We start from the raw sequence: 24,031 nt of genomic DNA, 5'->3' as shown, positions 1-24,031 counted from the left end.
TATAGTTTGTCTACATTTTATAGTATAGAGCACTTTTTACTATAAATGAAATGAGATGATTGTGTGCCTTTTATGAATCGCTTTACGACAACAGTAACTGGTGCCGTCACGTTCACTGGGAACACGTTAGGACTAAGTCCGACATCACCTGCACCAGGTAATAACTTTGGTACGATTGATGTATTCACAACGGTGAATACATCACTTCAAGTACCTGGATTCCCAGCAGGAACGACGAATGATTGGCCATTAAATTCTTCAAGTGCAATTTTGAATCTTCCAGCAGGAAGTAGCGTCTTATACGCAGAACTTGTGTGGGCTGGCACATACCGGACTGATACGGAGGATGTTACTGCGTTTTTAAATGATGATATCACCTTTACAACACCAGTGGGAACATTTTCTGTTGCACCAGACCCAGCAACTGCGCAGCAAGGTTCAGTAGGGAAGCAGTTTTATTATAGTCGCTCTGCTAATGTAACGAACCTTGTTAGTGCGGCTGGGGCCGGCACATATACAACAGGTGCTGTGCCTGCAGCAAGAACATCAGCTGATTCAACAATTAGTCGTTCAGTTGGCTGGACGCTTGAGGTAGTTTATCAAAATGCGAGTTTACCACTAAGGAATTTATCAGTGTATGCAGGACAAGAAATTATTGAGGCTTCATCCCCGCCAGTTGATGCTACTATTTCAGGATTTGCTACTCCAGCTACAGGAGTTGTTACAGGAAGAGTGCTCGTAACTGTTCAAGAGGGAGATTCCAACATTTCTGGAGATCAACTTCGCTTTGGACCAAACCCAAATGCTACAGTTGCATTATTCGGACCGAGAAATCCGGCAAATAATTTCTTTCAATCTCAAATTTGTAATGACTTTGGGGAATTAGATACAACCGGAACGTTTGGAGATTTGAATCAGCCATTAGGGATAGCTTTGGCTGTTCGAAGACAAGGGTGGGATATTACAAACGTAGATGCTTCATCATCATTAGTAAATAATCAAACGTCAGCAACCGTTCGGTTCGTTACAAATGGTGATGGTTATGCAGCGGCTGGTTTTGGTGTTCAAATTGATGCGACGGGACCGATTATAAATCCTGTCAAATCTGTTGATAAAGCAGTTGCAGGTATAGGAGATATTCTCACTTATACGATTACAGTTCCGAATACAGGAACAGGAAGTGCGGACAACGTTGTATTACAAGATAGTATTCCGAACGGCACAACATTTATAGCTGGTAGTGTAACGGTAGGTGGAGTAACACAGCCGAGTGCAAACCCTGCTAATGGAATTAATTTAGGAACAATCCCAAATAACACGCAAAGAATTGTTACATTTCAAGTTCGAATAACATCATTCCCGAACCCAAATCCTATTCCAAATCGCGCAATGGCGTCCTATCAATTCCGTCCTTTCGTCGGTAGTCCACCTATTACAAGTACGTCTTCTTCAAATACAGTACAAACGACAGTGAATCAAGCAACTATAAGTATGCAAAAATCTGTAGATTTACAGACAGCAACACTTAATGATGTATTAACATACACGGTTAATGTGACGAATAATGGAAATGTTACTGCAAACAATGTTATTTTTGTTGATAGTATCCCTGCTGGCACAACATTTGTTCCAAATAGTGTTACGGTAAATGGGATAGCACGTCCAGGAGCAAATCCAGCAAGTAGTATTAATCTAGGAAGTATTAATGCATCGCAAACGACTGTAGTGCGCTTTCAAGTTCGAGTAACATCAAACCCTCTTGTCAATCCAATTCCAAACCGTGCGAGTGTAACATTTAACTTTACTCCAGTGCCTGGTCAACAACCAGTTTCAGGGCAAGCGACAAGTAATACTGTAGTTACTACAATTAATATAGCTGATATAACAACGAGAAAAACAGTGGATAAAGCTTTTGCAACGGTTAACGACGTTCTTACGTACACGGTAACAATTCAAAATACAGGAAATGTACTTGCGACGAATGTTATTTTTCAAGATCCAATCCCAACTGGAACGACTTTTATCACAAATAGTGTAACTGTAGATGGAATTTCGCAACCTGGGGCAAATCCGGCAACTGGGTTTACAGTTGCTAACATATCTCCAGGTGGGACTAGGACAGTTACATTTCAAGTACGAGTAACATCTACGCCATCAGGAGGTACGATTGCGAATCGTGGAAATGTATCTGCTAATTTCGTCGTTATTCCGAATCAGCCACCGATAACGATTAATAGACAAACGAATACAGTTGTGACACAAGTTAATACAGGCGGTTTAAATGTAATAAAAGAAGTAAATACCGCTCAAGCGGCAGTGGGGGATACTTTAACATACACGATTGCCGTTCAAAATACAGGGAATGTTCCGCTAACAAATGTATTTTTCCAAGACCCTATTTCTACTGCTGTTTCATTTGTTGCAAATTCTGTAACAATTAATGGAGTATCGCAAAGTGGATTGAATCCGAATACAGGATTTTCTCTTCCCAATATTCCTGCGGCTCAAACAGTTGTAGTCACATTTGACGTATTAATTGTACAGGATCCAGAAAATGAAGATATTTTAAATCAAGCAAATGTAACAGCCAGTTTTCAAGTGAATCCGAGCGAACCGCCAGTAACGATCAATGTTCCGAGTAATGTTGTGAATACAACTGTACAATCAGGCAATTTTGAAGTTGTGAAATCAGTGAATACGGATGTTGCAACGGTAGGGGATGTTTTAGTATATACAATTGAAATCATAAATGCAGGTAGTGTACCAGCTACAAATGTATTTTTCCAAGATTCAATTCCACAAGGGACATTATTTATTGAAAACAGTGTATTTGTTAATGGTGTTTTACAAGAAGGGGCAGATCCAGAACTTGGATTCCCATTAAATGATTTGCCTACTGGCGCGAATGTAATTGTTACGTTTGAAGTGTTAATTGATGAAATTCCCCCAGGAAATAATGTTGTAAATAATGCGAATGTCACTGGAGATTTCCTTGTAAATCCAATAGAGCCACCGATTACTGTAACGGTACCAAGTAATACTGTTATGACAGTCGTGAATTCTTCAGGGTTAAATGTAATGAAAAGTGTAAGCGCTACTGAAGCAGGAGTAGGAGATAAGTTAACGTATACAGTTCGTATACAAAATAGTGGAACAGTAGCAGCAACAAGTGTATCATTCCTTGATCCGATTCCTTCTGGAACAACATTTGTAGCAAATAGTGTAACAATAAATGGAACACCTCAACCAGGTTTAAGCCCAACAACTGGATTTCCACTTGCTAATATTCCAGTAGGAGGGATGGTAACAGTTGCTTTTCAAGTGACAATCACGAGTGTACCACCAAATAGGGTTCTTCCGAATAACGCGAATGTAACTGCGGATTTCCAAGTAAGTCCTCTCCAGCCGCCAGTTACAATTGTAACGATTAGTAATATTGTTGTGACACGAGTAAATGTAGGTTCAATTAATGTGATGAAGAGTGTAAATACGCCACAAGCGGGCGTAGGTGATACGTTAACGTATACGATTCTTATTCAAAATACAGGAACTGTTCCTGCAACAAATATTATTTTTCAAGATCCGATTCCGCCTGGGACTGCGTTTGTAGCAAATAGTGTGACGATAAATGGAGTCGTTCAGCAAGGTGCGGATCCTATGGCAGGATTCTCAGTACCAAATATTCCGGTCGGACAAACGGCCACGATTACGTTTCAAGTTACAGTGAAGAGTATTCCGAGCGGTGGAAATGTTCGAAACCAATCGAACGTTACTGCAAGTTTTCTTATAAATCCAGCAAACCCTCCAATAACGACTATTACAAATAGTAATTTTGTAGTGACGCAAGTAAACACAGCACAATTAAATATACAAAAATCTGCATCTGTACAACAAGCAGCACTTGGAGAAACTTACACATATTCTGTTGTCATTCGAAATAACGGTACAGTAACAGCAACGAATGTCTCATTCCTTGATCCAATTGCTCCAGAAACAACATTTGTAGCAAATAGTGTAACGATAAATGGAACGCCTCAACCTGGATTCGATCCGAATATAGGTTTCACGCTTCCTAATATTGTGGCTGGTACATCATTGACAGTAACGTTTCAAGTGATAGTTGTTGCACCATCAACGCTTGGGGCAGTTCTAAACACAGCGTCTGCTACAGCTACTTTCTTATTAAATCCTTTACAACCACCTGTAACAACAACGAATTCAAGTAATACAACGGTAGTTACAATACCGTTACCTCCTCCTGGTGAAGTAACAGCAACTAAAACAGTTGACGTTGCAACTGGAGCGGTTGGGGATGTATTAACGTATACCGTGCTCATTTCAAACGTAGGAATTATACCAGTTACAGATGTGTTCTTCCAAGATGTCATACCAGAAGGAACGACATTTGTAGAAGATAGTGTAACGATAGGTGGGGTGCAGCAACTTGGATTTAATCCAGAAATAGGATTTACAGTTACTCCATTATTAATTAATGGTGGAAGTATTGAGGTAAAGTTCCAAGTGACGATTACAGAAATTCCAGATAATGAAGTCATATTAAATGATGCAGATGTTACATTTACTTCACAACCAAATCCGCAGGAACCACCGATTACGGAAACGATATTAACAAATTTGGTCGTTACGACAATTAATATAGCGTTTATTTTCCCATTGAAAATAGTAGATAAAGAAGTAGCAACTGTAGGAGAAATTTTAACTTATAATGTATTTATCTTTAATTTTGGAACAGTGGCAGCGACGAATGTTCAATTTATCGATACTACTTCCGCGGGTGTAGAATTTGTACCAGGAAGTGTGAGCATAAATGGGGTACCGGCACCAGGATTAGATCCTTTTAGTGGTTTTACAGTTCCAAATATACCTGTAGGTGATTTTGTACGTGTCACATACCAAGAGAAGGTAAAAATCATACCAGAAGGTGGGACAGTTGTTAACTTTGTAGACGTTACAGCTACATTTGCAGTAAGTGAAACAGAGCCGCCTATTACGGAAACAACGACAAGTAACACGACATTAACAGAAATAAATGAATCTGGTTTAAATGTTTTAAAATCAGTAAGTCAGCCGGTTGTTGCGGTAGGCGATACAATCACATATACAACAGTAGTTCAAAATACAGGGACAGTGCCAGCAACAAATGTTCAATATAATGATGTACTACCTTCCTCTATAGCATTCGTGCCGAACAGTGTAATGATAGACGGTGTGTTACAACCTGGATTCAATCTGAATAATGGATTCCCGCTTCCAGATATAAATCCAGGAGAAAGTGTAGAAGTCACATTCCAAGTAACCGTTGTTAGTGTTCCATCAAACGGAACAATTGCCAATACGGCAAATGTAACAGGTAGCTTTGTATTAGTACCAGGAGAACCACCAGTTATAGTAAATCAGCCAAGTAATACAACACTCACAACTGTAAATAGAGGACGCTTTAATGTTATTAAACAAGTAAATAGAGCCGCTACTCTAGTGGGAGATATATTGACGTATACAGTACAAATAACGAATACAGGAACAGTAACAGCTAACAATGTTCAGTTTACTGATACGATTTCAACAGGTGCGTCATTTGTAGCAAATAGTGTAACGATAAATGGAGCCCCGCAACCAAACTTAAATCCGATTACTGGATTTGGAGTTGGAGATATCCCAGTTGGTGAAACAGTTATAGTGACGTTTCAAGCGACAGTTACAAGCATACCGTCATCAGGAACAATTACGAACGTTGCAAATATAACAGGAAGCTTTACTTTAGTGCCAGGAGAGCCACCAGTTATAGTAAATCAGCCAAGTAATACGACAATAACGAGGGTGAATAGAGGGCGCTTCAATATAATAAAAACAGTAAATAAACAAGCAACGCGATTAGGAGATACGTTAACGTATAGTGTGCAAGTTACAAATACGGGAACGGTAACAGCGACGAATGTTCAGTTTATTGATGTTCCATCACCTAGTTTAGAATTCGTTCCTGGAAGTGTACAAATAAATGGAATTCCGCAAGTAGGTTTAGAGCCATTTGTAGGCTTTTCGTTACCAGATCTTGCAGTAGGAGATAGCGTACTAATTACATTTGAAGTAAATGTAATTGCGGTTCCGCCTTCTAGTAGCATTATGAATACAGCGAGAGTAACGGGTGATTTCGAATTGATTCCAGGAGAACCTCCGTTTACAATGACGAATTCAAGTAATACGACAGTCACACCAGTAAATAGAGGCAGTTTAGATATGCAAAAGGAAGTAGACCATCCAATTGTTGGATTAGGAGAAACGGTAACGTATACTGTTCGTATATTAAATACTGGTACTGCTGATGCAATGAATGTTCAATTTATCGATGTACTATCTCCAGAAGCTGTTTTTGTACCAAATAGTGTAACAATTAATGGAGTTCCGCAGCCAGGGGTAAATCCACAGGCCGGATTTACGATACCAGACATTCCGATCGGTGAGACGGTGATTGTAACATATGAAGCTACAATTACAAGTTTTCCAGATGGTGGTACAGTAGTAAACGTTGCTGGGGCATCAGCAGAATATATTTTAGTACCAGGGGAACCGCCAGTTACAGTGATGGACACGAGTAATACAGTTATAGTAACGGTAAATACTGCAATTTTATTTGTTGCAAAAGGAGCAAACTTTGAAGTAGCAATGGTAGGAGATGTTGTCACTTACGGAATTGCTGTTATAAATGATAGTACAGTTCCAGTAACGAATATTGTTTTAACAGACATCATTGATCCAAATACGTTATTTATAAATGGCACGGTAACGGTAAATGATGTACCTTTTCCGTTTGCTAATCCGAATACCGGTATTCCGTTAGGTGATTTTCAGCCAAATGATGCTGCAATTATAAATTTCCAAGTTGTAATAACAGGAGGACAAATAAATAATTTAGTTACAAATACTGCTATAGCAAATGGGCTCGCAATTGTAAATCCGAATGAGCCGCCAGTAGTAGTTGAAGGTGATAGCAATACAGTTGTTATCCCGTTTATATCTCAAAATGTCTCAACAACAGTCGTAAAAACGGCAGATTTACAGGTAGCAACAATAGGTGATGTTATTACGTTTACGACAGTTATTACAAATACGGGCGATACTGTCATGCAAACTATTCGTTTTCAAGATATGTTAGATAGTAGTGTCCGATTTGTCCTTGGAAGTGTAACGGTTGATAATACGCCAGTGCCAAATGTAAATCCAGTATCAGGATTTCTTATAGGAAATTTAAATCCAGGTGAAGCACGGACGGTTTCGTTCCAAGTAGTAGTTCAGAGCGCGCCAAGTGGTTCAGGAAATTATATTAATCAAGCGAGTATTCGTTTCGAACATCAAGTAGGTACAGTATTGCCACCTGTTACACAAATAGTAGAAAGTAACATAGTTGTCATTCCATTCGTTCCAACAATTGAACAAATTTGCGAAACGAATTTTAATTGCTTAGGGAAAATTCCTTTTCAATGTTCTCCGTGTGATCACTTGCAAATAAAGAAAAAATAAATGCAGAAAGAGCATCCTGTAAGAGAAGGATGCTCTTTCTGCATTAATCATATAGGGTCTTTTTCGGGCGAGGTGAAAAATTCGTCGATTTTGTCGGAGAGTAGTAATGGAATGGCTCCTTTTATAACAGAAATGTCCCAGTCCCACCATGCGAGATTCTCTAGTTTGTCAATTGTTTCTTGCGGGAAACGATATCGAATAAATTTTGCTGGATTACCAGCCACAATTGCATATGGAGGGACGTCTTTTGTAACAACACTTTTTGCACCAATAATGGCACCGTTACCGATTGTAACACCAGATAAAATGCAGGATTGATAACCGATCCATACATCATTACCAACTACGATATCACCTTTTGAAGAAGGGTGACCAGTAATATGTGCTCCTTCATCAAAAAGTGCATTAAATGGGTAAGTTGTTATCCAGTCCGCGCGATGTTCTCCGCCAAGTATGAAAATAACGTTTTCTCCTAATGAACAAAACTTACCTATTTTTAATTTCGTCTCATCATTCCAAGAAAAAATAGTTGGACCTACTTTACTATAAGTATAATCACCGATATCATACTTACTATATTCAGGTTTTTGATTTAAATATAACATGATTCTTCAACCTTCTTTCTCAATCAAGCAATAAGCGTGGAATATTATATGCAAGGTGTAGTAAGGTGACCAGTGTTAATAGGTAAAATGAATAAATGGGAGTGGAATGTATGAGATATGAAATGGGATTATATACTAAACCTTTTCAGTCAATTCAATCAGGAAAAAAAGTGTATGAAGTGCGCTTATATGATAAAAAACGTCAACTAATAAACAAAGGCGATGAAATTGTATTTACGAATCTTACGACAAAACAAATGATGACGGTAAAAGTAACGGAAATAAAGCGATACGAGAGCTTTAAAGCTATGTACGAACAAATTGATAAAAAATTATTGGATTGTGAAAATGATAGTTTAGAGGAAATGTTAGAAAATACATATGAAATATATACGAAAGAACAAGAAAAAAATTGGGGAACAGTTGCGATTGGTATTGAGGTAATAAAATGATAAGAAATCGCGGTGTGGCGATCATTGTGCAGGAAGGAAAAATCGCTCTTATAAAACGTATTCGAGAAGGGGAAACATATTATGTTTTTCCGGGCGGAGGAATTGAAGAAGGAGAAACACCTGAAGAAGCAACGAAGCGGGAAGCTTATGAAGAGTTAGGTGTACATATAAAAGTGGGGCATCTGATTACGGAGGTCGAGTTGAAAGGGACGGAGTATTATTTTAATGCCCATATTATAGGTGGGGTTTTCGGTAGTGGTAAAGCTAAAGAATTCGAACTGAAAGATAGAGGGAGTTATATTCCTTTATGGTTGCCGATATACGAGTTGGAAAAAGTGAATATAAAACCGTATGAAGTGGTTGGAAATATATTCAATCATTATAAAATATAAGGTCTGACAACATACAAAAAAAACCATTGACATAGTCTTCTGATTTAAGTATTGTATTCGAGTATGTTTATAATCAGGAGGTTTATATGAGCAATCAAACAACTACACATCATGTAAAAATGACAACAGCAGATCCATCTGGAATTGGTCTATTTGGATTAGCGATGGTAACACTTGTAGCATCATCTCAAAAGTTAGGCTTAACAGATGGTGTTTCACTCGTATTACCGTGGGCAATCTTTTTAGGAGGATTTGCACAAATCTTTGCTTGCATTCACGATGCAAAGCATAACAATACATTCGGTACAACAGCTTTCGGTGCTTATGGCCTATTTTGGCTAGGCGTTGGAATGACTTGGTTAATTCAACTTGGAGTATTTGGCGAAAAATTAGCACAAGCTGCAGATTCAAAACAGCTTGGTGTAGCCTTTATCGGATATTTGATTTTCACAATCTTTATGACAATTGGTGCAATGGAAACACATAAAGTATTATTTATGATTTTCGTCCTTATTGATTTCTTATTTATTGGTCTTTCATTAAGTACTTTAGGTGTTATGCCGCATGCAATGCATAATTTAGCAGCATATTCTGAACTTCTTATTTCATTATTATCTTTCTATGGTTCAGCAGCAGCAGTGTTAAACACACACTTTGGAAAAGTTGTTTTACCAGTTGGAAAGCCGTTTGGTATTTTTAAAAAGTAATAAAAAAGCACAGATGATTGTATAGTCATCTGTGCTTTTTTTATTTGTTGGTAGCTATAGCGGTCGTATTTGTTAATGCAGAAATTTTTTGAGAGCTCGCAGAATTACCGTCTATTGTTACATGAACTTGTTGCTTAGGGTTCGCTGTAACTACCCATGCGTTTGGTAAATAGCGTGATTTATGAGATAAGGTGGAAGGGATATTTAAAATATCTCCCATTGCATATAATGTTGCGGATGATCCCCCGTCCATTGCCATCGCATTGACAGCACCTTTTTCATAAAGAATATCTTGACAATCTCTCAAGGAAGCACCAATGCTGTGAGGTTGTCTACCATCAATGACGAAAAACATAATCGAGCCATCTTTTTTCTGAGCCATAATGCTTCGAGGACCATATCCCCAACCACCATCATTTGTAATCATTTTTTCTCCATTTACAATTAGCTGAGGCATAAATCCAGCAGCGGAAACAACATTTTTATTTAACAATTGGCTAGCAGAAAATTCCCCAGAAACCATTTGTCCATATTTTGTAAGTCCACTGATGAGAGTAGGGGTATTAATATCTTTCGGCGTGTTTATAACTTTACCGTTTTCAATAACAATACCGATTCCGGTTTTACCACCACCATGCCCGGTTTCATCCCAAAAACCACTGGCATTGACAGCGGCAACTGCATGGTTTCGCTTTGCCATTACGTATATTTTTTCTCCGACGTCTTTACCTTCTGAACCTTGCTGGGTAACAAGTTTTACGTTGAATGGATTACTAATTGTCATTAATTTCCCTTCGAAAAAATGATCATTATATTTTTTCTTTATTGTTTCAATAGAAACATCTAGTGGCAAATCTTTTTGTCTTTCTAACTCTTTTTTTGAAAGTTTAGAAGTTAAAAATTCACTATTTTTCCATTTTGGATTTGTGATGGATTGAGAAATATCATTTAATTCTTTATCAGACAATAACGTGAATTTTGCATATTGTGGATGCTGAGAAGTTAAAATGCTCTCGGCTGCGATAACACGTAAATTATGACCGTATGAAGTACCGAATAAAATAATAGCAGCTCCTATTAGTAGGAATATTGTTAAAAGGGAGATGGCTTTTAAAAATCTAATAAAATACTTTCTCATCATAAGGACTCCTCTTTCTGTAAAGTGAACAGTTGAATAATGATTGAGCATGATACACACACATTTTTATTTGAAATAAGTAATGTGAAATGATGATAATACAATAAGGTTTGAAGAGAGATTTGGCAATAGTTGAATATGAATGTAGATGTTTAAAATGAAATATAAATAGTCAGATGTGAAATGTAAATAGAAGAAAAAAATAATTGAAATTGATTCTCATTATTAATATAATGAGAATGATAATCATTTATTGTTAGAGGGGGATGCCAAAGTGGCAAAAATTTTAATAGCTTATGCAAGTATGTCAGGAAATACAGAGAGTATTGCTGATTTAATTAAAGTTAGTTTAGATGCCTTTGATCATGAAGTAGTATTGCAAGAAATGGAAGGCATGGATGCTGAAGAATTATTAGCTTATGATGGAATCATTTTAGGGTCTTATACGTGGGGAGATGGGGAATTACCATTTGAAGCGGAAGATTTCCATGATGACTTAGAAAATATAGATTTATCAGGGAAGAAAGCAGCGGTATTCGGATCAGGTGATACGGCGTATGAACTGTTTTGTGAAGCGGTAACGATATTTGAAGAACGCCTTGTAGAGCGCGGTGCAGAGCTTGTACAAGAAGGATTGAAAATTGAACTAGCTCCAGAAGATGAAGAGGATGTTGAAAAGTGCAGTAATTTTGCAATTGCATTTGCTGAGAAGTTCTAAGAATGGGAGTGTCAACGTGGAGACAATGTTAAGTGCGACCGCTATTACAAAGTTAAGAGATGGAAAGCTTATGTTAGCTACTACATATAATGGCTTATTTATTGAACAAGACGGAGAATGGAAACCGATATTAAATGGTTTTCAAAAACGAATTAGGGATTTACATAGCGAAGGTAATGTAGTGTATGGTGTAGGCGACGAAGGAATTTTTATTCGTAGTATGAATGGTGGAGAGAACTGGACGGTTCAGCGTTTTCCAACAAAAGCAACGAGTTGGAATGTGTGTAGTAATGTACAAGGAACTGTCATTGCCCATGGAGATAAAACATTGTATCATTCTAATGATTTTGGTTCGACATGGGAAACCATTCATCCATTTCTTGAGTATGGTGGTGGGGCACCGTCTATTCGATCGTTATTTTTATACAAACATTACTTATTTATCGGTACGAAAATACATGCTAAATATGGTGGTGTTTGGCTCTTTAATTTGGAGACACGTAAATTAAAGAGGATTAAAATTGTGATGAATCAGATGATTTCAGCGTTGAATTTACACAATTCTTATTTAGTAGCAGCAAGTGGATCATGCAAGGGGATTAGCGGTAATATTTCTTTTTGTAAAATAGATGAAAGTATAGAGAGTGAAAAAACATATTGGCACACATGTCAAAGTGAGCAGAAAGCAAGTAGCTATTTAGACTTAAGTGTAGATCAACATGTGCTATATACAACGTCAACGCAAAATAAGGCGGGGATTAGTACGGTTTGTCGTGTACTTTTAGAAGAAGGAATTGTTACAGTATGTGACTCAGTTAAAGGGCATGGTTGGCGCATCGTGAACGAAAAAGAAGGCTATGTTGTAGCTGGGTCAGGTGAATCAAAAGCAATGCAATGGAAGAAAAAAATAGTATAGTAAAAAAACTTTGCTTTTATTATATTGATATGATATATTATATTTAAACCATTTTACTTTTAATAATATAGAGATTTAAATGAGCTGTAACTTCCGAGGAGGATAGCAATGTTAAATCTCCTCAGAGTTGCAGTTTTTTTAATGTCTGACTTATTTTTGTAAAGTGGTTGAAAATGAATATGTACATATAGGTACATTGTAGGAGGATTTTTTAAATGCAAAACGGTAAAGTAAAATGGTTTAACTCAGAAAAAGGTTTCGGATTCATCGAAGTTGAAGGCGGAGAAGACGTATTCGTTCATTTCTCAGCTATCCAAGGCGAAGGCTTCAAAACTTTAGAAGAAGGTCAAGAAGTTACTTTCGAAGTAGAACAAGGTAACCGTGGACCTCAAGCTACTAACGTTAACAAGAAGTAATTACGGAAAAAAGAAGGGCTTGCCCTTCTTTTTTTTTGGCATTTTTATTGAATACCCTCCTATGTACATAGCATAATGAGATTGAATTTTCGTTTTTTAGACGAAGTATTACATGCATAAAGTGTATGAATAAATAAATACTGAAAATAAAGTATGTGTGTGAAAAGGAATGTAGAAAGAGGTAAAAAAATTGGAAAACGCTACACATTTTATTGTGTTTGATATAGAGAGAAATTTTAGGCCGTATAAATCAGAAGATCCGTCAGAGATAGTTGATATTGGAGCTGTAAAAATAGAAGTAAGTACAATGAAGATAATTGGAGAATTTTCGGAGTTAGTAAAACCGGGGGCACGACTTACTCGTCATACGACAAAATTAACGGGAATTACAAAGAAAGATTTAATGGGTGTAGAGAAATTTCCGCAAATTATAGAGAAATTTATTCAGTTTATCGGAGAAGATTCTATATTTGTTACATGGGGAAAAGAAGATTATCGGTTTCTATCTCATGATTGTACGTTACATAGTGTAGAATGTCCACGTATGGACAAAGAAAGAAGAATGGATTTGCAAAAATTTGTTTTCCAAGCGTATGAAGACTTATTTGAGCATACACCAAATTTACAATCTGCAGTAGAACAACTCGGTTTAACATGGGAAGGAAAGCAGCACCGTGCTTTAGCGGATGCTGAGAATACAGCGAACATACTTCTTAAAGCATATAGCGAGAGAGATATTACTAAAAGGTATAAAAGGCATGGTGAACTTGAACTTGTAGAGAATGGAAAACTAACAGAAAAAGCGAAAAAAAAGATGCGAAAATGGGTATTTAAAGAAATGAGAAAAAATACAGAGCGTCCTTTCGTTTGGAGTACATTTGAAAGTAGTGACACGTGGGAAAGTATAACGGAAAGATATTATATAAGTGAACCTACAATAGAACTTCTGAAAAAACATTTTCGTACGGCCGTTAGAAAAGCGGAAAGGCAGATTAGGTATTTGGCTGAGATGGAGAAGAATGTAGAGGTTAAATGACATTCTTCTCTATTTCTAGCTACATAAATTTACTGTCATTGTATTGATGGATGAATAAAGTATTCATATAAATAGGAATTGATTTGTTGTGATTTGTTCATTGTAATTAGTTTGAAAATTAAGGTGTATTAAGGATTTATAATATATTATTAGAATAAGGATAGAGTTAAATAGAAGCAATCTTTAACATTGTAACAGTTTTAGTTTTTACTGTTATTATAACTTCTTCTCATAGAAAAGAAGAAAAATTGAAAAACGCTTAATACATCTTTAACTCGTGTTGTATTAAAGATTAAAATTAGAGAGCAAGATAAGAATTTTATAATAGGGGTGTGTGACATTGATAGACTTGGATATTAAAGATGTCAACGTACAGATGGAATTAAACGGAGTCTTTTGGAATGAGGATGGAGTTGCTGAAATGACAGTGACTACAACAGAAGAGCATTCACTTCTTCTCCGTCTAGTAGTTGACTTAGAAAGTAAAACAATTAGGGCGACAAGTGCTGAAATAGTGAATGGATGCTGCCCTCTGTGCAAACAAAAAAGGGATGAATGTAGTGACCTTAATGACTTACAAAACAAAATGGATATTTTAGAAGAAGCTTATGATTGGGTGAGAGAGCATCCAGAATATCGTTTTCAATTATCTTTCTACGAGTACAATAAATTTGAGATAGTGAAGTGACATTTTCACTTGAACAACATACATAGTGACTAGAAGGACTCGGTCAACTAGAAATATTGAAGCAGATACTTTTAATGGAAATGGGCTTGTACAACAAGGATGCGATATTCTTAATACTGCAACAAATGTCCTCTTGAATCAAAAATAAGCATATTTTGTTATAAAGCAGAAAAACCGATTCTACTAAGAATCGGTTTTTCTGCTTTATAACTGTCAACTGTGTTCCAAATAAAAGAGAGCTTATTAAAAGTGCTCCGTAAAAATAGGGATATAGAATGGTTTATTCAATCCCGTTCGGATCATAAGAATACTGTTGCTTATTCTCAATCCGCTCAATCACATCTTGCAACTCGTCTGGCTTCAGGAATTCAATAGGAGAGAAGCCTTTCTCAAACGTAAGTGTATCAGCCTCAATCATTAATACGTATCGATCATTTACCTTTGCGATATGTATTTGATCTCCGAAATCAGCAAGCAGGGCCTTTACAGAGATATGATCTGCTTTTAGCTTTAATTCTACTTCAGGCGCGTGCTCGACGATTTGAGCGGTAGCTTCCATTACTTCTTCGGTTGAAAATTGTTCCATAATTTCGCGTTTCGGACTGGCAGCCCATACTTCCATCGCTTGGTCGAACTGTTCGCGCTCTTCCGTACCTTCTTCAAATACATCTTCAATTTGGTCGTATACCATGTCCATTACTTGTGTTTTCATAATTTCAGGCATAGAGCGTTCGTATTCGACGAATTTTAAGAAGTCTTCAAAGTAACGGGCGTGTGATGCTTGGTGAATTTTTAGCTCGCCCACTTCGACCATACCTTCTTCGGGCATGTACGGATATTGAATAGATTTCATATTTTTTGTTGTGATGGCCATTTCAACGTTACGAATCAGTGTGGATTCATCGGAAATGGAAGCGACTTTCGGCTCGAAGTCACATTTCATAACGAAAACGAATGGATCATCAAAGTATTTGCGTAGTTTTGCTTGCGCAATTAAAAATACACCACCGCGTACAGCACTTGTGTCAAGATATGTATAAACGAGAGGTTCGCTCATATCTTTGAAGTTTTCCTTCGTTTCTGCAAAGCGGATGCGATTAAATAAGTTGTAATGAGGGTTTGAATCAAGTTCGTGCCCTTCTTCTACAATAAAGCGACCGATCTTTGTCGGTGCTTGTTCTGTTTTCGCATGACGTTCTACTTTTCTCTTTGAAATTTTTAATAATTCTCCATTCAAAAATTCTTTTAAGGAGCTATCTTCATACTCTTCAGCGTCTAATGTTTGAAAATGTTTGTAGCGTTTATCAACAGCTTCACCTTTTCCTTCTACTTGTACAACATAAAAGGAAAGATAATTTATTTCAAAATCCATATTTATCACCTTGTTTCATTTCATTAACTCTTATCAGTATAGAGATGGAAAAAACTTTCGTCAATTTATATAAGGAAGGGGAAGCCCCCTTCCTTATATATTTTTTATTTCCGAAATTAAAATCCGTCTTCTAATGCTGAAAATGGAATGTTCAGTCTGTTTTCTACTGTACGTAAACGTTGGTTTAAGCGGTTTAATCTACGTGTATTACGCTCAACCGTGTTTTCTAATTGACGTACTCTTTGTTCCAGCTCATTTACTCGTCTTTCTAACTGACGGTTTCCAGTACCAGGAAAAGAGATTGGAAGTTGGAATTGTCGAGTTTGATCATATGGATTAACTTGTTCTGTTGGATCTATATATTGTTGGTATTGTGCCTGTAAATCATATTGAGGCTGATAACCATTTTGGTTATATGGATCGTATGGATTGTAGGGGTACATAAAAACATCCTCCATTTCTTTAAAATAGGTTAATTCACCATAATGTATGTGTAAAAGCGGAGTGTGGCACGGCAAATACCTATTTATGTTCACAGGATGTTTTTTATAAATACGAATATGGAGTTTTACATTTGAATTTCGTTCGTTTTATGGTATATACTGGATAATAGGGAGAGGTTACATAAAAGTTACAATTCTATCAAACTCAAACTTTTATGTAAATATGTATAGACATTTGGAAAAGAAAAGAGTAATTTATATAGAGTAAAAAATAACTTGTAACAATTTATAAATATATTGTAAAATGATTGTAACAAAACATACATAAAAATGAAATAATACATAAAAGTAGTATTGGGGAAAAGGGGAGAGTATATTGTTCCGTAAAGTAAAGGGTATATTAGTTGGGGTTTTATGTGTAGCTGTAGTGAGTGGCTGTGGTACAAAAGTAAGTGATGTTGCATTAGTAAGTGATATTGGTGGCCACACGGTAGAGGCTAAAGCAGAAGTACAGGATTCTATTAGTTTAGTAGATGGTCGTACAGGTACGGAAGTGAAAAAGCTAGATTTGTCGAGTCTAGGTTATTTTGAAGATGAAGCGAAATTTAAAAAATCAGTTGAGAAGGTTGCTAGGGAAGTTGGGAAAAATGTTGACAAAAAGATGGTCCCTTCACGTCTAGGACCTGATGGAAGTTGGCAAGAAGGAAAACCTTCTTATGAATTAATGGAAAAAGAATTAGTAAATAAATTATTAAACGTAGGTATGTGGGATTCTTCCTATCAATTACCTATTGTTGAGAAAAAACCTACCGCTACATTAAGTGATGCGCAAGGAAGCGGCACGGTAATTGGTAGATATGAAACGAATTTAGGTGGCTCAACAGGTGGACGTATTGAAAATATTCGTTTATCAGCAGCGAGTATAAATGGAGTTGTATTAGCGAAAGGGGACAGTTTCTCTTTCAATGCATTAATTGGTGATACAACACCGGATAAAGGATATCAATTAGGAAAAGAAATTGTAGATGGTAAGTTAGTAGATGGATATGGCGGTGGTGTTTGTCAAACATCATCAACATTATACAATGCAGCAGATCAAGCTGGTTTGAAAATGGTAGAGAGAACAACACATTCTAAAACGGTAGGTTACGTTCCACAAGGAAGAGATGCTACAATTGCATATCCATACTTAGATTTAGTGTTTGAAAACACGAATGATGCACCTGTGAAACTTTATATGGGTATTCAGGGCGGAAAGTTAGTTGCTGAAGTACATAAAATGCGATAAGAATAATAATCTAGAAAAAGCCATTATTTCTATTAACAATAGAAATAATGGCTTTTTCTGTGTAGTTTATTCAGTATTAGTGATACATTTCAAGACTAGGTGAATGTGAGGAACAAGATGTTCGGGAATTTATCCCGCTTTAATGGGCAGTAAGACCCCCACCTCAAAATTCAGCGAAAGCAAAGAAGTTAGGTGGGGGATGAAGAAAACTCCCACTGATTAAAGTTTCACATTATCGAATTTAATTCTTAGTTTTCCTATTGACATTATGAATGATTAACTGTATTCTTCATAATAACAACTTAATAAATGGAAAAATTTATTAGTTTTCTTATCAAGAGAGATGGAGGGACTGGCCCGATGAAATCTCAGCAACAGGCTATAAAAGTACTGTGCTAAGTCCAGCAAACGTATGAAGCGTTTGGAAGATGAGGGGAAATGGATTAACATTCAACTCTTCTTATATGTGTAAGAAGAGTTTTTTATTTAGAGAGGGGGGATAGAGTGAAGTTTGATGTAACGTATTTTTTAGAAAGTTTTCCGCAATTATTTAAGTATGTATACATAACTTTAGGAATTACTGTAGTTTCAATGATTATTTCTTTTGTTATAGGGATAGGTTTGGCGATCATAACGAAAAACAAAACGAAATTTTTATATTCTATTGCAAGAGTGTATATATCTTTCTTTAGAGGAACACCTTTATTAGTTCAATTGTTCGTGTTGTATTTCGGATTGCCGCAAATATTCCCAACCTTTACAGTACTTACAGCGATGCAAGCGACTTTAATTGGTCTCAGTTTAAATAATGCAGCGTATTTGTCAGAAATTATTCGGGGTTCATTAAATGCTGTGGAATCAGGACAAATGGATGCTTGTTTATCAGTTGGAATGACAAAGGCGCAAGCTATGCAACAGATTATCTTTCCACAAGCTATTCGTGTTGCAGTACCATCACTTGGAAATAATTTTGTTGGATTGTTAAAAGAATCTTCGTTATCCTTTGCACTTGGGGTGGCTGAAATTTTAGCGCAAGCGAAAATGTTAGCGGCACAATCGTATCGTTATATGGAAAGTTACTTAGCAGTAGCGATTGTATATTGGATTATTACAATTGTAATTAGCTGGGGGCAGAAAAGGTTAGAAAAGAAACTTGATGCACCATACTTGTAATAGAAATGAGGTGATATGTGTGATTGAGGTAAGAGATTTGTATAAGTCTTACAAACAAAATGAAGTACTAAAAGGAATCTCACTTACTGTCGGTAAAGGGGAGGTAGTAGTCATTATTGGACCTTCTGGTTCAGGTAAATCGACACTATTAAGATGTTTAAATTTATTAGAACACCCAGAGGATGGAAGTATTAGAATTGAAGATTTAGAGATTCATGCGAAGAAGCTTTATAAAAAGGAAATAATAAAATTACGCCAAAAAACAGCAATGGTTTTTCAAAACTATAATTTATTTAAAAATAAAACATCATTGCAAAATATTACAACTCCATTAACAGTTGTACAGAAAAAAAGTGAAGAAGAAGCAAAAAAAATAGCAAGAGAAATATTAAAACAAGTAGGTTTAGCTGAAAAAGAAAATTTCTACCCAACGATGTTATCAGGTGGGCAACAACAAAGAATAGGTATTGCTAGGGCAATGGCCTTAAATCCCGCTGTATTATTGTTTGATGAACCGACTTCTGCACTTGATCCAGAATTAGTGAACGAGGTATTGCAAGTCATTAAGGATTTGGCAAGGCAGCATGTAACGATGGTTATTGTCACACATGAAATGAATTTCGCAAAAGAAGTAGCAGACCATATTATATTTATGGCTGATGGCATTATTGTAGAGCAGGGAACACCGGAAGAAATTTTTCGGAATCCACAAAATGAGCGTACGAAAAAGTTTTTACGACAATTGAATGCTTCAGAAGAAGGCAATCATTTCGTTATTTAGGAGGAAAAATTATGAGGAAAACATCATTATTACTAACATTGGCATTAACAGTATCGTTTGGGCTTTTATCTGCTTGTGATTCAGATACAGCGAGCAAAAAAACAGATGAAAAAGTAGTGAAAGTTGGGACGTCTGCAGGGCGTAGTCCATTTATTTTTAAAGAGGGTGAGAAAGTAAAAGGTTTTGATGCTGAAATTATTGAAGCAGCTGCTAAAAAAGCTGGATATAAAGTTGAATGGAATGTTTCTGATTTTGAAGGATTATTCGGTTTATTAGACTCAGATCGTATTGATACAATTGCGAATGAATTATCCGTTTCTCCGGAAAGAAAAAAGAAATATGATTTTTCAATCCCATATGTATATTCGGGATCTGTTTTCGCAGTGAAGAAGGATAATAATACAATTAAATCACTAGAAGATCTAAAAGGAAAGACTGTAGGCGTTGGGCTTGGTACAGCCGGGGAACAAGAATTAAAAGCTTTAAATAAAAATAATGCTTTTACAATTAAAACGTTCTCAGAAGATCCAACAGCAGAATTGAATGAAGTAGGACTTGGTCGTGTAGATGCTTACTATAATGATAAAGTACAAGTAGAAACAACAATTAAAAAGGCAGATTTAGATAATGTGAAAGTAGGATTTGGTCCACTTAAATGGGGAGAGATTGCATTTCCATTTGCCAAAAAGAGCGAAAAGTTAGAAGATATAAATAAAGCGTTGAAAGAATTAGAACAAGATGGGACATTAAGCGAAATATCAAAAAAATGGCTGAAAGTTGATGCTACAAAAAAACAAAATTAATGTATGTTCGTTGAATGTGGCTATTGTCCATCAACTTATATAAAAATAAAAGGAAACTGGGGAGGAAGTTATTCATGGTACAAATTCATCCAAAAACACGTATTGGTCATGTTGAATTTAAGGTGTTAGATTTAGAACGTCAAATTGCTTTTTACGAGAATGTTGTAGGTTTAGAAGTAATTAAGCAAGAGGGGAATAAAGCGTATTTATCTGGAAAAGGTGGAAAGAACACGTTACTTGTTCTTGAAAAGTTAGAGGACGGGGTACTGCAAGAGCCGCGTACGACTGGTATATATCATGTAGCCTTTTTAGTTCCCACTCGTGAGGCATTTGCTTCGGCATTATTTGGTGTGATTCGTAATAAGAATGTAATTGATAGTCCGGCTGAGCAAGAGGGACGTTATACATATTCAAATGAAATTTTACCAATTTCAAGGTTTAATAGCGCAAGCGATCATACATATAGCGAAGCGTTTTATTTACAAGACTTAGAGGGAAATGGTATTGAAATTTATGCGGATCGTCCGCGCGATCAATGGGGAGAAGGACCAGGAGGAAGTACCCCGCTTGATTTAAAAGAACTAGCAACGCTTGTTAATTATGAATTTGATGGATTACCTGCTAATACTGTCGTTGGACACGTGCATTTACGGATAGCCGATGTAGAGGAGTCATATGAATTTTATGTAGATACAGTAGGCTTTGAAGTACAGCAACGCGAAGATGACTGCTTATTCATTTCTGCAGGAGGATATCATCACCATATAGGAGCAAATACGTGGAACGGAGTAAATAATCCGCACCCACCCGCACATGCTACTGGACTTAAAGTGTATACAATTGTATTACCGCATAAAGAAGCGTTAGATGAAGTGAAAGAAAGATTAATAGAAAAACAGCATGGAATAAATGAGATTTTAAATGGATTTACTGTAGTAGACCCGAGTGGTATTACAGTACAGTTTGAAATAGAAACAGCATAAAAGAAATCGGAAGGTGTATAATTACCTTCCGATTTCTTTTTGATACGTAATCCAGGTAGCACAAGGATTGAAAGGAAAGGATTTTAATATCTCCATTGCATATATACTTGTTGAATCGAATTCACCTTGAACGAAAGAATAACCGTGTGTATTTGCATACATAGCTTGTTTGAAAACGAGAAGTTTCAGTAAGGATACATTTTCTGTATTGTGAGTCCCGCACCATCCTAGTTCTACTGTATTATCCTTTTCTGATGTATGGAGGAAAGAGTACGCAATAATTTCAGTCTCTTCATCTATTATTACAAAGCTCCCATCTAGTAACACATCATCAGCTAAGATCTGTTCTTTCCAAGCTTCGAGCGGGAATGAGGCAACTGGGTTTGCTAAGTGAGTATCTTCATAATTCATTTTTACTACGTAGGCTAGTTTTTCAAAGAAGCTAGTATTGGATGAAATGTTTGATAAAATTTGTACAGCATAATTTGAATGAAGCATTGTATCGATAGTTATGATTTTTGGTACGTCTAATATTGGCATATATGTTCTTCGGATTTCCGTAAAATTATGTTCTTCAAAAAACGCTTTTAAATGAGCTGATGTTTCCCATATAGAGGTTTGTAATGGTAGTTTGAAGTTTTCTCTTTTTGAAATCTCGTTTAATAAAAATTTTTCAATGTGTAGCTCTGAATAGAAAGGATTCGTATATATTCGAAAGTATGTGCAGTATGGATGGAAGGTACTCCCCCAGGCGAAAAAGATACCTACTACATCTTTTTTATAGTAGGCAGCATACGCACATTTAGTTTTATTCTCTCGTAATAAGTGAAATAGATACGATTCTTCATTATATAAATCAATAAGTTGTTTTACTTGTAGCTCATTACTTCTACTATACTTCTCTATAACAAGAGTATGTTTATTGGTGGACTTCTTCATAGCTCAATCCAAAACCTTCTTACTACATTCCCATCTTCCTCAGTGAAATCATCATCACGAAGCCCACCGTTATGTAAAATTGTTTTTTCAGAAGCTGTATTCACTTCGTCACAAACGACAAGTACTTTCTCGATGTTTAATTCCTTCGTTTTTTCTAGAGATAATTCTAATAACTTCGTAGCATAACCTTTTCTTCTTTCAGAAGGGCGAATGCCATAACCGATATGACCGCCAGCGTTAAATAAATGTTCGGTTAAACTATGACGTATATTAACAGCGCCTACAATTCTATTATGATCTGTAACGAGCCAATACGTAGAATCTGGTACCCAAGATTCAGGAAGATTTATTCCGTTATGTGCATCGAGTAGTTCTTGTACCATAGCGGGGAAGTTAGAAGGGTCTTTTGTAATAACCCACGGAATCATCGTTTCACCGCTATCTTTCCATTCGTTATAAAAATCTAAGTATTCGTCTTGTAAATCGGTAGTAGGTGTAATCAAAGAGACGTTCATTGTTAGCAAGCTCCTTTATTTATGTAGAATGTATAAAAAATTACAAAACAAAATGAAAGCGTTTTCGATACTTTCTCAACCTTATTTCATGTAATCCACCTTTGTTTTTTCAAGAAAATGAGTGGATGTTTAAAATTAGAAGTTATTTATTTTATGTTAATATTTAAAATATTAACATAAAATATCCTAGGTATTAAGTGTATTTTAGTAAAATTCCTTCATATCAATAAATCGATGTGTGTGATAATTTTGGTTTTATCTATCTATAATGAACGAAAGGGGGAAGGGCTCGTGAGTGTAAATATTGATTTTATTATACGAATCGGTGTTGCGGGTTTGTTAGGAGCAATAATTGGTATTGAAAGGGAAATTCGATCAAAAGAGGCAGGATTAAAAACACATTTCCTAGTAGCGGTAGGAAGTGCTTTAATAATGGTGGTTTCGAAATATGCTTTTTCAGATATTATGAATGAAGAACATATGGCTCTTGATCCGAGCCGTATTGCAGCGCAAGTTGTTAGTGGAGTAGGGTTTTTAGGTGCAGGTACAATTATTATTCAAAAGCAGGCGGTGAAAGGATTAACGACAGCGGCTGGTTTATGGGCTACAGCAGGAATTGGATTAGCAATTGGGGCTGGCATGTATGTAGTAGGAATTGGAGCGACGATTCTTGTTTTAATTGGTTTAGAGATTGTGAGCCGTATTTTTAAGGTGCAATTTTTATTTCCTCAAAACATAACAGTGCAAATACATATAAATAAACATGAAGTGGTACAAGAAATAGTAAAAACGCTACAAGTGAAAGGCATTCCAACACTTTCATATGAAGTGGAAGCTTTACAGCAAGGAGCAGAAACTGTTTATAAGGTAAGGATGCAGCTGAAAAATATATCATTAGAAGAAAAAAATGAATTGATTCAGTATATGCAAACATTACCGGAAATTACGTTTATAAAGTTAAAATCATAGCGTTGAAAACGGGGATAGATGTAGCAGGAATTTCGCTATTATCTATCTTTTTTTGATGTAAAATTCACATAAAGTCAAGTGTTAATTTTGCTAGGCATGGATACATGTGTGAACGTTCCCTTGTTTTTTCTCAATACAGAATAAAAAGTAAGAATAGTAAA

General features: G+C 36.2%; 21 protein-coding genes and 1 riboswitch. Of the genes, 15 read left to right on the top strand and 6 right to left on the bottom strand.

What is annotated here, in order from left to right; genetic code table 11:
• Positions 1 to 63: 63 nt before the first annotated feature.
• Positions 64 to 7,536, top strand: coding sequence for a DUF7507 domain-containing protein (locus EKQ63_RS18635; RefSeq protein WP_143881399.1), 7,473 nt, complete (start codon positions 64 to 66; stop codon positions 7,534 to 7,536).
• Positions 7,537 to 7,583: 47 nt separating this feature from the next.
• Here the strand turns inward: EKQ63_RS18635 and EKQ63_RS18630 are convergent, their stop codons facing one another.
• Positions 7,584 to 8,141 (bottom strand): CatB-related O-acetyltransferase, encoded by a 558-nt coding sequence (locus EKQ63_RS18630; protein ID WP_143881398.1) that lies wholly within the window; start codon positions 8,139 to 8,141, stop codon positions 7,584 to 7,586.
• A 110-nt stretch (positions 8,142 to 8,251) separates the two neighbouring features.
• Here EKQ63_RS18630 and EKQ63_RS18625 point away from each other — a divergent pair, with 110 nt between their 5' ends.
• The 3 genes from EKQ63_RS18625 (at position 8,252) to EKQ63_RS18615 (ending at position 9,692) form a co-directional block, all read left to right on the top strand.
• On the top strand, positions 8,252 to 8,593 hold the full coding sequence (locus EKQ63_RS18625) for an ASCH domain-containing protein (protein WP_087954674.1): 342 nt from the start codon (positions 8,252 to 8,254) through the stop codon (positions 8,591 to 8,593).
• Positions 8,590 to 8,985 carry an NUDIX hydrolase gene (locus EKQ63_RS18620; protein WP_087954675.1) on the top strand — a complete coding sequence of 132 codons (396 nt, stop codon included), beginning with the start codon at positions 8,590 to 8,592 and terminating at the stop codon, positions 8,983 to 8,985. Before EKQ63_RS18625 ends, EKQ63_RS18620 begins: the two co-directional genes overlap by 4 nt.
• 86 nt (positions 8,986 to 9,071) lie before the next feature.
• Positions 9,072 to 9,692 (top strand): acetate uptake transporter, encoded by a 621-nt coding sequence (locus EKQ63_RS18615; RefSeq protein ID WP_000070938.1) that lies wholly within the window; start codon positions 9,072 to 9,074, stop codon positions 9,690 to 9,692.
• A 40-nt stretch (positions 9,693 to 9,732) separates the two neighbouring features.
• On the opposite strand, the gene EKQ63_RS18610 is transcribed toward EKQ63_RS18615, so the two are convergent.
• Positions 9,733 to 10,830, bottom strand: a complete 1,098-nt coding sequence (locus tag EKQ63_RS18610; RefSeq protein WP_061183480.1) for a phosphodiester glycosidase family protein — start codon at positions 10,828 to 10,830, stop codon at positions 9,733 to 9,735.
• Positions 10,831 to 11,104: 274 nt separating this feature from the next.
• Between EKQ63_RS18610 and EKQ63_RS18605 the strand changes: the two genes are divergently transcribed.
• The 5 genes from EKQ63_RS18605 to EKQ63_RS18585 all read left to right on the top strand — a co-directional run bounded on the left by EKQ63_RS18605 (position 11,105) and on the right by EKQ63_RS18585 (position 14,604).
• Positions 11,105 to 11,548, top strand: a complete 444-nt coding sequence (locus tag EKQ63_RS18605; RefSeq protein ID WP_001062754.1) for a flavodoxin — start codon at positions 11,105 to 11,107, stop codon at positions 11,546 to 11,548.
• Between the two features lie 16 nt (positions 11,549 to 11,564).
• Positions 11,565 to 12,464, top strand: coding sequence for a WD40/YVTN/BNR-like repeat-containing protein (locus EKQ63_RS18600; RefSeq protein WP_061183438.1), 900 nt, complete (start codon positions 11,565 to 11,567; stop codon positions 12,462 to 12,464).
• A 215-nt stretch (positions 12,465 to 12,679) separates the two neighbouring features.
• Entirely contained in the window at positions 12,680 to 12,880 is a 201-nt protein-coding gene (gene cspB, locus EKQ63_RS18595; RefSeq protein ID WP_001179150.1) for a cold shock-like protein CspB, read from the top strand.
• Positions 12,881 to 13,070: 190 nt separating this feature from the next.
• A complete protein-coding gene (locus EKQ63_RS18590; RefSeq protein ID WP_143881397.1) occupies positions 13,071 to 13,916 on the top strand; it encodes an exonuclease in 846 nt (281 codons plus the stop codon).
• A 340-nt stretch (positions 13,917 to 14,256) separates the two neighbouring features.
• The gene (locus tag EKQ63_RS18585; RefSeq protein ID WP_142391922.1) at positions 14,257 to 14,604 is read left to right on the top strand and encodes a hypothetical protein; all 348 of its coding nucleotides are present in this window, start codon (positions 14,257 to 14,259) and stop codon (positions 14,602 to 14,604) included.
• A gap of 280 nt (positions 14,605 to 14,884) precedes the next feature.
• Here EKQ63_RS18585 and EKQ63_RS18580 read toward each other — a convergent pair whose 3' ends face one another.
• Positions 14,885 to 15,976, bottom strand: coding sequence for a DUF3900 domain-containing protein (locus tag EKQ63_RS18580; RefSeq protein ID WP_000345047.1), 1,092 nt, complete (start codon positions 15,974 to 15,976; stop codon positions 14,885 to 14,887).
• Positions 15,977 to 16,092: 116 nt separating this feature from the next.
• Positions 16,093 to 16,419, bottom strand: a complete 327-nt coding sequence (locus EKQ63_RS18575) for a hypothetical protein (RefSeq protein ID WP_143881396.1) — start codon at positions 16,417 to 16,419, stop codon at positions 16,093 to 16,095.
• Between the two features lie 376 nt (positions 16,420 to 16,795).
• On the opposite strand from EKQ63_RS18575, the gene EKQ63_RS18570 reads away from it, so the two are divergent.
• The 5 genes from EKQ63_RS18570 to EKQ63_RS18550 all read left to right on the top strand — a co-directional run bounded on the left by EKQ63_RS18570 (position 16,796) and on the right by EKQ63_RS18550 (position 21,447).
• A complete protein-coding gene (locus tag EKQ63_RS18570) occupies positions 16,796 to 17,707 on the top strand; it encodes a VanW family protein (RefSeq protein ID WP_000488987.1) in 912 nt (303 codons plus the stop codon).
• Positions 17,708 to 18,035: 328 nt separating this feature from the next.
• A riboswitch (SAM riboswitch) is annotated at positions 18,036 to 18,142 on the top strand.
• A gap of 69 nt (positions 18,143 to 18,211) precedes the next feature.
• The gene (locus tag EKQ63_RS18565; protein ID WP_087954679.1) at positions 18,212 to 18,880 is read left to right on the top strand and encodes an amino acid ABC transporter permease; all 669 of its coding nucleotides are present in this window, start codon (positions 18,212 to 18,214) and stop codon (positions 18,878 to 18,880) included.
• A gap of 19 nt (positions 18,881 to 18,899) precedes the next feature.
• On the top strand, positions 18,900 to 19,661 hold the full coding sequence (locus EKQ63_RS18560; protein ID WP_173602117.1) for an amino acid ABC transporter ATP-binding protein: 762 nt from the start codon (positions 18,900 to 18,902) through the stop codon (positions 19,659 to 19,661).
• 11 nt (positions 19,662 to 19,672) lie between these two features.
• Positions 19,673 to 20,464 carry an amino acid ABC transporter substrate-binding protein gene (locus EKQ63_RS18555; RefSeq protein WP_087954681.1) on the top strand — a complete coding sequence of 264 codons (792 nt, stop codon included), beginning with the start codon at positions 19,673 to 19,675 and terminating at the stop codon, positions 20,462 to 20,464.
• A gap of 74 nt (positions 20,465 to 20,538) precedes the next feature.
• Positions 20,539 to 21,447 (top strand): VOC family protein, encoded by a 909-nt coding sequence (locus EKQ63_RS18550; RefSeq protein ID WP_087954682.1) that lies wholly within the window; start codon positions 20,539 to 20,541, stop codon positions 21,445 to 21,447.
• Between the two features lie 21 nt (positions 21,448 to 21,468).
• On the opposite strand, the gene EKQ63_RS18545 is transcribed toward EKQ63_RS18550, so the two are convergent.
• A complete protein-coding gene (locus tag EKQ63_RS18545; RefSeq protein WP_087954683.1) occupies positions 21,469 to 22,386 on the bottom strand; it encodes a GNAT family acetyltransferase in 918 nt (305 codons plus the stop codon).
• Positions 22,383 to 22,901 (bottom strand): GNAT family N-acetyltransferase, encoded by a 519-nt coding sequence (locus tag EKQ63_RS18540; RefSeq protein ID WP_087954684.1) that lies wholly within the window; start codon positions 22,899 to 22,901, stop codon positions 22,383 to 22,385. Before EKQ63_RS18540 ends, EKQ63_RS18545 begins: the two co-directional genes overlap by 4 nt.
• A gap of 291 nt (positions 22,902 to 23,192) precedes the next feature.
• On the opposite strand from EKQ63_RS18540, the gene EKQ63_RS18535 reads away from it, so the two are divergent.
• Positions 23,193 to 23,870: an MgtC/SapB family protein gene (locus tag EKQ63_RS18535; protein ID WP_087954685.1), complete on the top strand. Its 678-nt coding sequence runs from the start codon at positions 23,193 to 23,195 to the stop codon at positions 23,868 to 23,870.
• Positions 23,871 to 24,031 lie beyond the last annotated feature (161 nt).

This window comes from Bacillus sp. BD59S (assembly GCF_007363175.1).
Classification (GTDB): Bacteria; Bacillota; Bacilli; order Bacillales; family Bacillaceae_G; genus Bacillus_A; species Bacillus_A pacificus.
This window is presented reverse-complemented; position numbering and strand designations above follow the sequence as displayed.

What these genes read in the sequence shown, in the direction of transcription:
- EKQ63_RS18630 (WP_143881398.1), bottom strand. Translation starts at nt 8,141, where the DNA reads ATGTTATATTTAAATCAAAAACCTGAATATAGTAAGTATGATATCGGT.
- EKQ63_RS18625 (WP_087954674.1), top strand. Translation starts at nt 8,252, where the DNA reads ATGAGATATGAAATGGGATTATATACTAAACCTTTTCAGTCAATTCAA.
- EKQ63_RS18620 (WP_087954675.1), top strand. Translation starts at nt 8,590, where the DNA reads ATGATAAGAAATCGCGGTGTGGCGATCATTGTGCAGGAAGGAAAAATC.
- EKQ63_RS18615 (WP_000070938.1), top strand. Translation starts at nt 9,072, where the DNA reads ATGAGCAATCAAACAACTACACATCATGTAAAAATGACAACAGCAGAT.
- EKQ63_RS18610 (WP_061183480.1), bottom strand. Translation starts at nt 10,830, where the DNA reads ATGAGAAAGTATTTTATTAGATTTTTAAAAGCCATCTCCCTTTTAACA.
- cspB (WP_001179150.1), top strand. Translation starts at nt 12,680, where the DNA reads ATGCAAAACGGTAAAGTAAAATGGTTTAACTCAGAAAAAGGTTTCGGA.
- EKQ63_RS18580 (WP_000345047.1), bottom strand. Translation starts at nt 15,976, where the DNA reads ATGGATTTTGAAATAAATTATCTTTCCTTTTATGTTGTACAAGTAGAA.
- EKQ63_RS18575 (WP_143881396.1), bottom strand. Translation starts at nt 16,419, where the DNA reads ATGTACCCCTACAATCCATACGATCCATATAACCAAAATGGTTATCAG.
- EKQ63_RS18555 (WP_087954681.1), top strand. Translation starts at nt 19,673, where the DNA reads ATGAGGAAAACATCATTATTACTAACATTGGCATTAACAGTATCGTTT.
- EKQ63_RS18550 (WP_087954682.1), top strand. Translation starts at nt 20,539, where the DNA reads ATGGTACAAATTCATCCAAAAACACGTATTGGTCATGTTGAATTTAAG.
- EKQ63_RS18545 (WP_087954683.1), bottom strand. Translation starts at nt 22,386, where the DNA reads ATGAAGAAGTCCACCAATAAACATACTCTTGTTATAGAGAAGTATAGT.
- EKQ63_RS18540 (WP_087954684.1), bottom strand. Translation starts at nt 22,901, where the DNA reads ATGAACGTCTCTTTGATTACACCTACTACCGATTTACAAGACGAATAC.